Origin of the sequence: Flammeovirga sp. OC4 (assembly GCF_000812565.1) — a bacterium.
Taxonomy (GTDB): Bacteria; Bacteroidota; Bacteroidia; order Cytophagales; family Flammeovirgaceae; genus Flammeovirga.
Genome location: NZ_JTAM01000067.1, coordinates 32,187 through 45,133, shown reverse-complemented (window position 1 = coordinate 45,133; position 12,947 = coordinate 32,187). Strand labels below are relative to the sequence as shown.

At 35.3% G+C, this 12,947-nt stretch carries 14 protein-coding genes; 11 read left to right on the top strand and 3 right to left on the bottom strand.

What is annotated here, in order from left to right; all coding sequences use genetic code 11:
* The first annotated feature begins 231 nt into the window (after positions 1–231).
* The 11 genes from PL77_RS24010 (at position 232) to PL77_RS23960 (ending at position 7,808) form a co-directional block, all read left to right on the top strand.
* On the top strand, positions 232–645 hold the full coding sequence (locus tag PL77_RS24010; protein ID WP_044211093.1) for a hypothetical protein: 414 nt from the start codon (positions 232–234) through the stop codon (positions 643–645).
* Between the two features lie 680 nt (positions 646–1,325).
* Positions 1,326–2,180 (top strand): AraC family transcriptional regulator, encoded by an 855-nt coding sequence (locus PL77_RS24005; protein ID WP_044211091.1) that lies wholly within the window; start codon positions 1,326–1,328, stop codon positions 2,178–2,180.
* An 89-nt stretch (positions 2,181–2,269) separates the two neighbouring features.
* The gene (locus tag PL77_RS24000; protein ID WP_044211090.1) at positions 2,270–2,629 is read left to right on the top strand and encodes a hypothetical protein; all 360 of its coding nucleotides are present in this window, start codon (positions 2,270–2,272) and stop codon (positions 2,627–2,629) included.
* Positions 2,629–3,018 (top strand): DUF5367 family protein, encoded by a 390-nt coding sequence (locus PL77_RS23995; protein WP_044211089.1) that lies wholly within the window; start codon positions 2,629–2,631, stop codon positions 3,016–3,018. Before PL77_RS24000 ends, PL77_RS23995 begins: the two co-directional genes overlap by 1 nt.
* Positions 3,015–3,500: a DUF1772 domain-containing protein gene (locus PL77_RS23990; protein ID WP_044211088.1), complete on the top strand. Its 486-nt coding sequence runs from the start codon at positions 3,015–3,017 to the stop codon at positions 3,498–3,500. Before PL77_RS23995 ends, PL77_RS23990 begins: the two co-directional genes overlap by 4 nt.
* Before the next feature lie 12 nt (positions 3,501–3,512).
* The gene (locus PL77_RS23985) at positions 3,513–4,361 is read left to right on the top strand and encodes an SDR family oxidoreductase (protein ID WP_044211087.1); all 849 of its coding nucleotides are present in this window, start codon (positions 3,513–3,515) and stop codon (positions 4,359–4,361) included.
* Positions 4,362–4,727: 366 nt separating this feature from the next.
* Entirely contained in the window at positions 4,728–5,117 is a 390-nt protein-coding gene (locus PL77_RS23980) for a VOC family protein (RefSeq protein WP_044211086.1), read from the top strand.
* A gap of 143 nt (positions 5,118–5,260) precedes the next feature.
* Positions 5,261–5,791 (top strand): transposase, encoded by a 531-nt coding sequence (locus PL77_RS23975; RefSeq protein WP_044211085.1) that lies wholly within the window; start codon positions 5,261–5,263, stop codon positions 5,789–5,791.
* A 94-nt stretch (positions 5,792–5,885) separates the two neighbouring features.
* On the top strand, positions 5,886–6,515 hold the full coding sequence (locus tag PL77_RS23970; RefSeq protein WP_044211083.1) for a hypothetical protein: 630 nt from the start codon (positions 5,886–5,888) through the stop codon (positions 6,513–6,515).
* Between the two features lie 18 nt (positions 6,516–6,533).
* Positions 6,534–7,130 carry a vancomycin high temperature exclusion protein gene (locus PL77_RS23965; RefSeq protein ID WP_044211081.1) on the top strand — a complete coding sequence of 199 codons (597 nt, stop codon included), beginning with the start codon at positions 6,534–6,536 and terminating at the stop codon, positions 7,128–7,130.
* Positions 7,131–7,205: 75 nt separating this feature from the next.
* On the top strand, positions 7,206–7,808 hold the full coding sequence (locus PL77_RS23960; RefSeq protein WP_044211079.1) for a transglycosylase domain-containing protein: 603 nt from the start codon (positions 7,206–7,208) through the stop codon (positions 7,806–7,808).
* Between the two features lie 113 nt (positions 7,809–7,921).
* Here the strand turns inward: PL77_RS23960 and PL77_RS23955 are convergent, their stop codons facing one another.
* The 3 genes from PL77_RS23955 to PL77_RS23945 are packed head-to-tail and all read right to left on the bottom strand — an operon-like array spanning position 7,922 to position 12,849.
* Complete coding sequence (locus PL77_RS23955) at positions 7,922–9,472, bottom strand: arylsulfatase (protein ID WP_044211078.1); 1,551 nt, start codon at positions 9,470–9,472, stop codon at positions 7,922–7,924.
* Positions 9,472–10,968, bottom strand: coding sequence for a sulfatase (locus tag PL77_RS23950; protein WP_052444684.1), 1,497 nt, complete (start codon positions 10,966–10,968; stop codon positions 9,472–9,474). Before PL77_RS23950 ends, PL77_RS23955 begins: the two co-directional genes overlap by 1 nt.
* 3 nt (positions 10,969–10,971) lie before the next feature.
* The gene (locus PL77_RS23945; protein ID WP_082026704.1) at positions 10,972–12,849 is read right to left on the bottom strand and encodes a right-handed parallel beta-helix repeat-containing protein; all 1,878 of its coding nucleotides are present in this window, start codon (positions 12,847–12,849) and stop codon (positions 10,972–10,974) included.
* Between the last annotated feature and the right edge of the window lie 98 nt (positions 12,850–12,947).

Here is a 12,947-nt window from a genome sequence, read left to right as displayed (position 1 = left end):
ATTATTAAATTGATTTTTGTGTATACAAATAAGAAAATCTATAATTGATGAATTTCTCAAAAACAGCTAACTAAATTATTTATTCATGAAACTACATAAGATAATAATCCTCACCTTATTAGTATCAATTGTTTTAGCTATGATACATCCTATGTTATTGATATTTGTCTGGATATGTCAAGTAGCCTTTAACAAGAAAATTTTTTATTCAATCATTAAATTCTTAAACTAATGAAACTCCTAAGTGTACTATCACTCTCATTACTTCTGTTTATTGCTTCATGTTCGACAACGAATGAAGAAAAAATAATTGATGCAGAAGTTCACAACAAAACTTTACAAGACAGCTTTGAACTAACATCTCCTCTGGATTCCAAAAGTGGAATGGAAGCATTTATTAGTCATTTTAGCACTTTCAAAATCGAGGAAAATAATCAAGTAAGGAATATTACTGAAGAAGAACTTCTTTATTTCTATGATTTAACGTTGGAAAAGATAGCTCAATTTGAAATTCCTTCTAATGCTAAAAAAGCGCCTACAAGAGAAGAAATCCGAAGTGCTTTACTTAACGAATGTGGAGGGTATTTCTCAGGACTTGATGTTGCTTGTAAAACAGCGGTTTGGATCGCTTATTATCTTGGCTAAAAGCTCAATCAATAAAGGTAAAAGACTAAATTAGTACCTAAAAAGATGGCTAATAAAATGGAATTTAGTTGAATACAAATTCCTTTTCATTAATCCCCATTCCTCTACTTCATCAAACTGAGGAATGGGGAATTTTTGTTATTTAATAAGGATAGGGTTGTAAACAAAATCTTCAAAGATTTATGGTGTTTAGAAATCAGGAGATTTCTAATGATCAGTGGGACACCAATGACGCTTACGCTTAACATTAGCGCCAGTGGCCTTTCTACCCAATTCGTTTGATAGTGCTTCCCTTCAAGGCCGAAATAGATACTACTAAATGATGATCTGGTTACATCTCAAAAGACAAAGGTTTTATAATAATCTTCTAAAATGCAGTTTTGTAGGGTCGTTGCATTGCAACGTCCTCGCGAACCATAATACACTACCATTTACCTTCATAAAAATAAGTGAATTAATTAACGATAATTAAGTTTACAAAGTAATTACAAATATGAAACAAAAACCATTATTTTGATGTTAGGTCATTCTGAATTAAATTATCGAATAACTCTAGTTGTGGAAATCATGAGATTTAACTTTTTATGCTTCATTTTTTTAAGCAATAGAACATAAAAGCCTGCTTAAAATAGCATCTGATAGTTGGTAATACATCTAACCACAACTGAAATAAGAAAGCAATGAACCGAGACATAATAGATATCAACGATTGTACTATTTTATTAGAAGAGGCAACAACTACCGAAAGCTCGCTTGTTGATGTTTGTTCGTTTGATGAACCTGTCATTGGCATTGCTTTTTATGGTGCAGGTAATGTAGGCTTGAATATAAAATATAAAGACAAATCCAAAGCATTTCAGTATACAAAAGGTATGGTTCTATCGTTTTATGCAGACGAAAACGTTTCCTTTGAGCATCATGTCTCCGCTGACAAACCTTTGCAATGTGTAGTAATTGCCACTGCACTTAAAAATATCAATCAATTACCTAATGATGAAGGACAATTATTAGAAACGTTTTTAAATGAATTAGTCCACCCCAAAGATCACTACGTTGAAGGCCCAGTGTTTAATATGACACCAGAACTTTTTCAATTAGTAGGGTTATTTTTCAAAAATCAATACGAAGGGCAAGTGAAAATGATGTTTTACCGAAGTCATATGTCGGCGTTATTATCTCATTATTTTGGACAGTTGGCCAGTCAAAATGTATTGAAAGTCAATACCGATGCACTTGAAAAAATCAACTTAGCACAAGAGATTCTATTATCCAATTTAGAAAACCCGCCTTCTTTAACTGAACTTGCTTCTAAAATTGGAACCAATACCAATAAACTGAAGAAAGAGTTTAAAGCTCAATTTGGTGTTCCGGTGTTTAAATACCTTCAAGAGGAACGTCTTAAAAAAGCGTATAACTTAATTAAAAACGAACAGAAAACGATTCAAGAAGCCGCTTGGAATGTGGGCTACGATAGCTTAGGTTCCTTCTCTAATGCCTTTGAAAAAAAATTCGGTTTTCGCCCTAGTCAAGTTTAAAATTCCTTTCAAATAAATCCCTCTCCTTTTCGAATAAGCCCCTCTAAGTCAGCCATTATACATTTGTGTCATAATCAAATCAAAAAATTATGACAACTGAATTTAATACGCTAAAAGGAGTCATCTGGATTGCTCTTATCATTTTCCTCACCGCTAAAGTATGGAGTTACCCTTCTGATCTTTCAGCTCAAAAAACAATTATTGTTCCCTCAATCAGCGGAGATCATGAACTCCAAATGAAAGCCCTTTCTATACTTCAAAACAAATGCAATACCTGTCATCGAAAGAGGAATCCATTTATGATTTTCTCTCAGAAGAACATGAATAAACGTGCAGCAAAAATCAAGAAACAAGTCTTTGAACTTGGTCGCATGCCCAAAGAAGATGGCACACCCTTGACAGAAGCTGAATATTCTACTTTACAAAAATGGATTGATTCCCTACAATAATGAAAAATATCATCTCAAGCATCGTATATGCCCTTTTGGTATGGGCATTAGGTATAAGCCTATTCCTCAGTTCTTTTTATGTTCCAGTGTTAGAAAACGCAGAACGACAAGCTGATATAGTGTTAGCTCTAGGCATCATCCCCAGCGCCACTTTGGGTACTTACTTGTTCTATCGAAAAGGAAAAATGAATCCTTCACATTTGGCCCTTTTGTTTGTTGTTGTTGCCGTATTGATGGACTTATTGATTACTGTTCCCGTTTTTATCATTCCAGCGGGCGGAAGTTATTCCGAATTTTTCCAAAATACCATGTTTTACACCATTGCCGTAGAATTCTACTTTATCGTATTCTATTTCGGGAAACACCTCACCAAAAGACAAGCATTATGAAAACAGGACTTCTATTTATTACAGTTCTATTAACAGCCCTTTCCGCGGGAATATTTTTCACATGGTCTGTTTCGGTGATTTTAGGAACGAAAAAAGTGGGAGACTTCACTTACCTCGAAACCATGCAAAGCATTAATCGAGAAATCTTAAATCCTGTATTCTTTCTCGTCTTTTTTGGAAGTTTAATAACCCTAATCTCAACGTCCGTTTTAGAATTTCATCACCGACCCTCATTCTGGTGGATCATCGCTTCTACGCTACTTTATTTGGTAGGTACTTTTGGAATTACAGCTTTTGGTAATGTTCCATTAAACAATGAATTAGAGGCTATAAACCTAGTTCAGCTTACTCCAAGTGAACTCAAAAACTTCAGAACCTATTATGAAACGCATTGGAACCAATACCATACCATCAGAACTGTAGCATCAATGCTTTCATTTATCCTTTTACTCATCGTAACATTTATCCAAACATCACTTTAAATAGTTATCATTATGAACTCAAACATTTTAGTCATTGGCGGTACAGGCAAGACAGGCCGTCGAGTTGTAACGCAATTAGAAAACAAAGGCATTACCCCAAAAATTGGCTCTAGAACTGCCCCTATTCCTTTTGAGTGGTCCAACCCCAATAACTGGACGGAAGTACTCTCTGGCATTGAAAAAATGTATGTCACTTATTATCCCGACTTGGCCGTACCAGGTGCAAAAGAGGCCATTGAAACTTTAACGAAAATTGCAAAGGAAACGGGTGTTCAAAAGATGGTTTTAATGTCAGGCAAAGGGGAAACCGAAGCAGAAGCTTGTGAACAAATCGTGATACATTCGGGGTTAGATTATACCATTGTAAGAGCATCATGGTTTAATCAAAACTGGAGCGAAAGTTTCTTTTTAGACCCCATTCTTTCCGGTATCATTGCATTACCAATGTCGGACGTTCTCATTCCCTTCGTTGATGCGGAAGATATAGCCGAAGTAGCCACCACTGCTTTATTAGATGAACATTATAATGGACAAATCATAGAAGTAACAGGACCTGAATTACTCACTTTTAAAGACATTGTTCAAACCATTGGAAAGGTGAGTAATAGAGATTTGATTTTCCATGAAATCACACTTGAACAATACGTAGAGGGAATGAAACAAATACAATTACCCAATGATGTGATTTGGTTGATCGAGTACTTATTTAGCCATGTACTGACCAACCCTAAGAATCAAATTGTGAGTCGTGATGTCGAAAAGGTGTTGGGAAGAAAAGCTAGATCATTTTCAGCATTTGCGGAAGACACTATCAAAACTGGCGTCTGGAATCAAGTCGTTTCCACTGCCAATCATTCATAGTAACCTTGACTACTCAGTGTATTTTGATATGCTGGGTGGTGTTTTCATCTCTTTTCAAATTTTCAAGACTATATAAATTCTACTCCTCCCAACTAAAGCATTGTAAAAAAGAAATGGAACAACACTATCGTGCACCATGACTGAAGTCATGGGCAGGTGATACAGACTCCATCAACACTAAAGTGTTGCTTACGTTATCAATCTTCAAGACTTTAGTCTTGATTAGATTGTTGTATCACCTGCCCATAGTTTTAACTATGGTGCAAGAAACACTCGATTGCTTTTGTCCTAGTACTTAAAGGATTGCAAAAAAGAAAAAGACATAGTAGCTTTCCTAAAAATAGACACCCAAAACTAAAAAGCACTATGAAATCAATTCATCGATTAATGACCAATATCTGCTCTGATAATTTGGCTGAAAGCCTGAATTTCTACACCGCATTATTCGACTTCAAAGTTGAATATAAGAGTGATTGGTTTATTCATCTTACTACAAAAGATGGAAAGCTAGAACTCGGTATTATTGACCGAACAAATGAGATCGTACCCAAAAACTTTCAAAATAATCCGCAAGGAATCTACCTCACTTTTGTAGTGGAAAATGCTGATGATTTTTTCGCAATTGCAAAGTCAGAAAATTTCAAAATCGTAAGTGAACCTACTGACACTTTTTATGGACAAAGGAGATTATTATTGAAAGACCCCAGCGGAACATTAGTAGATATTTCTTCTCCTATTAAAGATTTTGAATTTTAAGAAATGAAGGAAAAATAACCATGCAAATTACTATGTAGGGTCGTTGCATTGCAACGACCTCACGAACCACTACGAACCACAATCGGCTCCACAAAACGGCATTATTATTGAACTTTTCCTACTCAAACTAACGATTCATCACTATGAAAAATAGACAAACACTCCGTTTAACAGAGTGGGATTACCGATGGGAAGCGGACTATTTCATCACAATATGTACAAAAGATTTCAAGTCGAAGTTCGGAAAAATTGAAAATGGTAAAATGACTCTGTCACATATAGGTATCATCGCTGAACTTTTCTGGTACCAGATTCCCACTTTTAAAACAAATATTTCTTTAGGTACTTATGTTATTATGCCTAATCATTTACATGGAATCTTACAGATTCGAGATTTCTCAAATAAAAAAGATACTCAAAGTTTGATCCCCCCTCAAATACAATCCTACAATAAATCCTATTCAACTGCATCTCCAAAAGAAGGAAGTATATCAGCAATCGTGCGGTCATATAAATCTGCTGTAACGAAACATGCTAGACGATTAGGATATTCATTTGAATGGCAACCTAAGTTTTATGACCATATTATCAGAGATGGTAAAGACTTTGTTAGAATTGAAAATTATATTGACAATAATATTGAGAATTGGAATAAAGATCGTTTCTTCAAGTAATATCATTCTAAGGAGTGAATAACATGGAACTGATTGTGGTTCGCAGTGGTTCGTGCGGTCGTTGCAATGCAACGACCCTACAAAAATGAAGTAAATGAAAGCATATTGTATAAGTGGCTTAGGTGCAGACCATAGAGTTTATGAAAGTCTGAATGTTAAATATGAAAAGGTTGATTTAAAATGGATTGAGCCGTTGAAGAATGAATCTATAAAAGATTATTCTTTAAGATTAGCTTCGGGGATTGACACCAATGAAGATTATATCATTATTGGTGTGAGCTTTGGAGGGATTGTAGCTGTAGAAATCTCAAAAGTGCTTACTCCAAAATTGACGGTTTTGATATCTACTATTGAACAATCTTCTGAACTTCCATGGCATTATAAACTTTTTAGAAAAGTGAAATGGGTAGAAATGCTACCTGCTTCATTTTTTAATATCCCTTATCCAATTGCTTCTCTTTTATTTGGAACTCGAAATCAACTTTTAAAGCAAATTCTTAAAGATTCTGACCACCAATTTACGAAATGGGCTATCTGCTCCCTCTTGAAATGGAGGAATCATACAACCATCAACAACAGTTTAAAAATTAATGGAACTTCAGATCTAATTTTAGTTTCTAAACAATCAGATTTTTATATTGAAAATGGTCATCATTTTATGATTGTAGATCAAGCTGAACAAATTACAGAAATCATTAATACATATCAATTCAGTGCTCACTAAGAAGTGCATAAATAGATTATGAAAAAGACAGGAATAGGAATACTGCTATTGACTCTAACCACTATCTTGGTGGTATTTGGATCAAACTATGCTATTGAAAAGAATGCTGAAAACAAGACCTTCTCCAATTCATCTAAAATTGAGAAAAACAAAGTAGGATTGGTTTTAGGGACATCAAAAGTACTCAAAAATGGGAGGATCAACTTGTACTTTACTTATAGAATTAATGCTACTGTTGAACTCTTTCAAAAAGGTAAAATTGACTTCGTTTTGGTGAGCGGTGACAATGGAAATGAAAATTATGATGAACCCACTGATTTTAAAGAGGCCTTGATTAAGAAAGGAATTCCAGCTCACAAAATTTTTCTTGATTATGCTGGGTTTCGTACTTTAGACTCCGTAGTGAGAGCAAAGGAAATTTTCGGGCAACATGAAATAACTATCATTTCTCAGAAATTCCATAATGAAAGAGCCATCTACCTCGCTGAGAAAAATGGTATTTCTGCTGTAGGTTTTAATGCCAAAGACTTAACGGGGAAATATGGTATAAAAACACGCATTAGAGAATACTTTGCGAGAACAAAAGCCTATTTAGATGTATTGTTGGGAATATAACCTAAATTCTTGGGAAAAAGTATTGAGATAAAATAAGTACATCAACTGGTTACGATTTTTTTATAAGACTAATAAATGAAACTTCTAAAGATAATTTTAATTGTAGTAGTCACCTTCATGATGGCATTGTATGCTTTCATTTATGTTTGGTTTCATAATTCTATAGATCGAGTTTTATCTTCTGAACAGCAAGGTTGGTTAATAAATGAGATTCAAAATACACCTCAACTGCCCGATAAGATTTATGATACAATGGGTAAATATTATCCCAGCTTTTATATAACAAATAGTTGGGATAATAAGATGATGTATTTATTAGGTTTTGATCAACCCTGCCAATGTAATGACCTCTATTTACCTTTTATTCATGGAAATAGAAAATCAAAAGTTAAATGGGTGCCTTTCAATCAACAAGACCTGATTATTAAACTCTTTCTGGAGAAAAAAGTCACACAAAAAGATTGCTTTACATACAGTATGAACATTTCATCATTTGGATCTAATATCTATGGTATTGAATCCGCTTCAGACTACTTTTTCAATAAGGTCCTAAAAGAGTTAAACGAAGAAGAAATAATCGGTTTATATCTCATTCAACAAGCTCCTTCTTTTTACAATCCAAATTATAACAAAGAGAGATATCTTGAAAAAGTTAGCGAAATAATCAATAAAAATTAAGAATATCATTAGTGTAATTATTTAGGATATAAAAGCTGAAGCAGAAAAAAGACACCCCAAATCATGAGGTGCCCTTTGTCATTTTGGGTAATACTCGTAAGTGAATTGTATAATTATCTAAGCTTATACACTTTGGTAGATTTGTTGTAATCCTCTCCCCTTATAGCTTTGAACGCTTCTAGCATTTGTTTTACCTTATCAGGATGAACTTTTGCTAGATTGTTTGTTTGAGAAGGATCATCTTTCAAATTGTACAATTGCATTTCGTTGTCGTTTCCAATTTCGATTTTTACTTTTTTCAAAGAAGCAGGCCCTTTATAGGGAGGGATCAACATCCAATCATTTTTTCTGAAGGCCGTTCTTGAAGTGGCTTCTAATACCAATTCCTCCCTTCCTACTGTTGTTTGACCTAAGAAAGCATTTAAAAGATCTTGACTGTCTTCTGTTCTTTGTTCACTTCCGACTAACGAAGCGATAGAAGCCAACAAATCCATTTGACAAACAATAGCATCTGATTTTAAAGGCTTGATTTTCCCTTTCCAATACGTTAAGAAAGGAACTCGTGCTCCTGCCTCAAACAAACTGTACTTTCCTCCCCTCAATACACCGGCAGGTTGATGATCACCCAGTTTTTCCTCTGCATCGTCATAGTAACCATCGTTTAATACAGGGCCATTATCACTTGACAAAATCACCAATGTATTTTCTAAAAGCCCTTCCTTTTTCAATGTGTTGATGATTTCACCAATACACCAATCCGCTTCAATGATAGCATCTCCTCTTGGTCCCATTCCTGATTTCCCTTTAAATCTCGGATGAGGAGTTCTAGGCACATGGGGCTGTTGTAATGCGTAATACAAGAAGAACGGCTTACTTTTGTGGCTCTGAATGTATTGTTTCGCTTTGTCAAGGAAATGATCTGCCATTTTGTAGTCGTCCCATTTAGCAGAAGCACCGCCTTTCATAAATCCAATTCTTGGAATTCCGTTGACAATACTATTATTATGACCGTGATGCCATTTCATGTCCAACATTTCAGGGTTTGTTTTTGCCGTAGGTTCTCCTTCAAAGTTTTCTTTGTAATCTACTTCTATTGGATCATTCGGATCTAAACCTACCACTCTATTGTTTTCAATATAAACGGTAGGTACTCTGTCTTGTGTGGCTGCCATGATGTAACTTTCATCAAAACCTACCTCATTGGGGCCTGGAGAAATTGTTGCATTCCAGTCCACATTACCATTGCCCAAACCTAAGTGCCATTTACCTACAATTCCTGTAGCATAACCTTGTGATTTGAGCATTTTTGGAATCGTTAATTGTTCCGTTCCAATAATCAATGGAGCCGTTCCCGGTAGGATTTTGGCATTTGTATTTTTCCATGGATAAGTTCCTGTCAACAAACCATATCTACTAGGTGTACAAGTAGCAGAAGTGGCATAACCATTTGTAAACTGTACTCCATTTTGAGCAAGGAAATCCATGTTAGGTGTTTTCAAATTTTTGGAAGCGCCATACGCTCCCATATCTCCATAACCTAAATCATCCAGATAAATCAATAAAATATTTGGCTTGTCAGGAGTACTTTTTTCCTTTTCAGGTTTTGTTGTACTGCATCCGTAAGCAATGACAGCCCCTAACAACAATAAGATTCTTAACTTCATTATTTCGTTTTCTTTTTATAATAATTTTTAGAGAAATCAATTTGCTCTGCTGATAAATCCAAGAGCTTTCCCTCTTCCAATTGAGACCATATTTCAGGCCGATGCTCCTTTAGGTATTTCACAAAAGCAACACCTTTCGTCCCATCTGGTTTTACCTCTTCAAAACCTCTGTCTTGATGCGTTGACTGCCACTCTTCCATGTACCCTCTAAGTTTTTGCAACTCTTTTTTATACTTTGGATTCTGGGCTAGATTGACCAATTCATCTGGATCATTTTTTAAATCATACAGTTCTTCCGCCTCTTTTTGGGGATTGAAAAAATAAGCTTGAACATTGTTCAATTGACCTTCAGAATTTAAACGTCGCATTACATGAACAGCCGGTCGGTTATATTCCAAATACGCTTGATGAGCGTCATAAGGCACTTCAGGCATGTAGTTTTTGATGTATTTGAAACGTTGCGTAGTGATGGCTCTTGAGCGGTCTTTTACTTCATCCCAAATATCCCTTGCCGAATACACATACGTTCTTTCATTTTTATCAAACAATGATGAACCCGTGCAGTAATCCGGTAATGCAACTTGTGCGATATCAAGAATAGTGGCTGATATATCCGTGAACGTACATAACTGTTGATCCACTTTTCCTTTTTTGAAAGCCTTTGGATAATGAATGATTAATGGAATTCTCAAACCTGAATCATAGACATACCCTTTTCCTCTGATATTAGCCCTGCCATTATCACCCATAAAAATGATGACAGTATTCTTATCTACTCCATTTTCCTTTAATTGATCCATCAACATTTTCATTTCTTGATCAGCGTATTCAATTTGATCAAGGTACGTAGCCCAATCCAATCTGATCTCTGGAGTATCTGCTAAAAATGGCGGTAAAACCACCTTGGCCGGATCAACAGGATGTGTCGATTTTGCCCTGATATCATTCCACCAACTCCCTCTATGCGTCACTTTTAATTGCACTTGTGCGAAGAAAGGTTTTCCATCACTTTTTAAAGCAACAGACCTTGCGTCAAAAAGACCAAAATTTGTCGTTCCATCATAATCACCCGTAGTTTGATGTTTGAAATTACAGTCGATTTTCTCACCCTTTTTCATCACCAATTGACTACCTACAATGGTATGGTAACCTGCTTCAGAAAGTAATTTTGTAATAGGCGTATATTGCTCATCCAAAGCCACTTTTCGGTTACTTCTATGATTGTGTGTGTTGGTAATATTCTGATGTACACCCAACATCAAAGCTGATCTACTGGGGGAGCAAATCGAATTGGTGCCTATGCAATTGGTGTAACGAATTCCTTCTTTTGCCAATAAATCAAATGTCGGTGTTTTTACCGCTGGCATACCATAACAAGCCAAATCATTGCTGATATCTTCGGCCATAACCAACAATATATTGGGGCGGTCTTGTGCTAAGATGCTATTGGATATGAACATACACATACCCAATAGCTGTACTATTATTTTTTTCATTTCTTATTGAAAATCAACGTTAACAGTACTTTCGTCACACTCCATCATTTTAGTTGCTTTTCCTTGAAAATCATTGTTCTTGAACACTACATTTTTGGAAGATTTGATAATAAATGCAGGGTTTTCAGGATACAATTGAGGAAATACATTACTAGACAAAATCTTATTATTTTCAAAAAGAAGTTGGTCCGTATTACTCACTTCAAGTACCAGATTATCAAACATCTTAAATGTATTATTTCTGATTGTAATATTATGGAAAGCGATGTTTTCATTCTCTTCATCCGTCACCAAACGAATAATTCCTCTGCTTGTTCCTCCAAAATTACAGTTGTCAAATGTGTTCCCCTCAATCACTAAATTAGACTGAGCTCCTGATTCATACCATTTTGAACTTTCCACTGGTAAGAAAATGGCATCCATTTCTGAATGAAAATAGTTGTCTTTCACTAACGCTTTTTTAGGGGTTGATAATAACACACCTCTTGCTCTATTCCCTTGAAATTTATTATTGATAAGCACCACTTCAGGGTAAGCGGTCAAGTTTTCGATATAATCTCCCTGTTCCACTTCAGCAGGCACTTTCTCTTTAAAAGTAATCACTTGGTAACGTTGATTGATCACTTCAATAGATTCAATTGTCAATTCTGCAAAAGGAGCAAATGAATCTTCAATTCTAACAAAACCAATTTTATCGCCTTTTCTACCGATCACAAATCCTTCTTGTTGGTGATGTCCCATTCTGATACCCAATTTCTTAGCACCTAAGTTTTCTACCACTTCTTGGTACGCTCCGTGAATATTGATACAATCATCCAACTGATTTTCTAATAATGAATTGGTCATTTTGATCATTCCTCTACACCCTACAAAGTGAGTGGCGTCGGCAGTGGTCGAAACCATTCTATTGCCTGAAGGAGAAATCGTCAATCGGTCGATAAAAATATCTTCAGAATTCTCCACCAAAAAGCCCATTCCACCAGCATGGTGAATTGTAACATTTTCAAGATTGAACTGCTTCGTATTGTTCACTCTTATGCCTGGTGCTACTCTATTTTCACCTTGCTGACCTTTCGTTGACAAAATATCTCCAATAGGTGGCAAGCCTTTTTTGTGATTGTAAAAACGTACTACACCTGGCTCAATTTCTTTTACCTTCAGTCTGCTTTCCACACCCACTTTGCGAAGTATAAGGTCACTTTTATCCACCTTGTATTTGTATTTCACCCGATCAACGCCATGTTGAGTTGTTGATTTTTGGGATGTAGAGATAGGACTTGTTTTCTTATTGTTGTATGAGATTGCATGTCTTTTTTTATCATATAAAATGGTCTGTCCTAGATCATGTTCATAGTATTCTTTGATGAAAAAGATTTGCTCATTTCTAATATCATAAGGGTAGTCATCACTAAAACGCACATCAAAAGCATGTTCCTCTTTATGGTGAGCAATGATCTCTCCTTCACTATGGAATGCCATTGCCCAATCTATTTTCACATTTTTAATTGTAATATTTTCAGAATCATCCACCAAAAATGGAATCATCTTTCCATGAAAAATAAAAGTTGAACCTTGCCCATCAATCGTAAAGTCTTTGAAGCTATCAATTGGAAACGCTAAGCTTACAAATACGTCTTTGTGGTTGGAAATGTATACAAACTTATTTTGTCCTTTATCAGGATAAAAATGATACGTTCCTTTTTCAAATTGTATGGCATTTGCTCCTTTGTTTTCTTTCAGCTGTTGTAATACATAAGGTGTTGCATCCTCAGTAATCAACGGTGAATTTTTAACCTGAATGATCTGTTTTGGTTTTGCACAAAATCCAGATACCGAAATCAGAAGAGAAACGATTACTATTAATTTCTTTAATGTTTTCATCTGCTATGTTTTAGTAGTCTCCATAATTTAATTGACCGCAATACGTATTTCTTTGAAGGTTGTTACGATTGAGATCTGTAATAATTCTTTCACAATAC

Bases quoted from the DNA above. Each gene is read 5' to 3' on its own strand.
- PL77_RS23970 (WP_044211083.1), top strand. From the start codon at position 5,886: ATGAAAGCATATTGTATAAGTGGCTTAGGTGCAGACCATAGAGTTTAT.
- PL77_RS23965 (WP_044211081.1), top strand. From the start codon at position 6,534: ATGAAAAAGACAGGAATAGGAATACTGCTATTGACTCTAACCACTATC.
- PL77_RS23955 (WP_044211078.1), bottom strand. From the start codon at position 9,472: ATGAAGTTAAGAATCTTATTGTTGTTAGGGGCTGTCATTGCTTACGGA.
- PL77_RS23980 (WP_044211086.1), top strand. From the start codon at position 4,728: ATGAAATCAATTCATCGATTAATGACCAATATCTGCTCTGATAATTTG.
- PL77_RS23975 (WP_044211085.1), top strand. From the start codon at position 5,261: ATGAAAAATAGACAAACACTCCGTTTAACAGAGTGGGATTACCGATGG.
- PL77_RS23985 (WP_044211087.1), top strand. From the start codon at position 3,513: ATGAACTCAAACATTTTAGTCATTGGCGGTACAGGCAAGACAGGCCGT.
- PL77_RS23990 (WP_044211088.1), top strand. From the start codon at position 3,015: ATGAAAACAGGACTTCTATTTATTACAGTTCTATTAACAGCCCTTTCC.
- PL77_RS23945 (WP_082026704.1), bottom strand. From the start codon at position 12,849: ATGAAAACATTAAAGAAATTAATAGTAATCGTTTCTCTTCTGATTTCG.
- PL77_RS24005 (WP_044211091.1), top strand. From the start codon at position 1,326: ATGAACCGAGACATAATAGATATCAACGATTGTACTATTTTATTAGAA.
- PL77_RS23960 (WP_044211079.1), top strand. From the start codon at position 7,206: ATGAAACTTCTAAAGATAATTTTAATTGTAGTAGTCACCTTCATGATG.
- PL77_RS24000 (WP_044211090.1), top strand. From the start codon at position 2,270: ATGACAACTGAATTTAATACGCTAAAAGGAGTCATCTGGATTGCTCTT.
- PL77_RS23950 (WP_052444684.1), bottom strand. From the start codon at position 10,968: ATGAAAAAAATAATAGTACAGCTATTGGGTATGTGTATGTTCATATCC.
- PL77_RS23995 (WP_044211089.1), top strand. From the start codon at position 2,629: ATGAAAAATATCATCTCAAGCATCGTATATGCCCTTTTGGTATGGGCA.
- PL77_RS24010 (WP_044211093.1), top strand. From the start codon at position 232: ATGAAACTCCTAAGTGTACTATCACTCTCATTACTTCTGTTTATTGCT.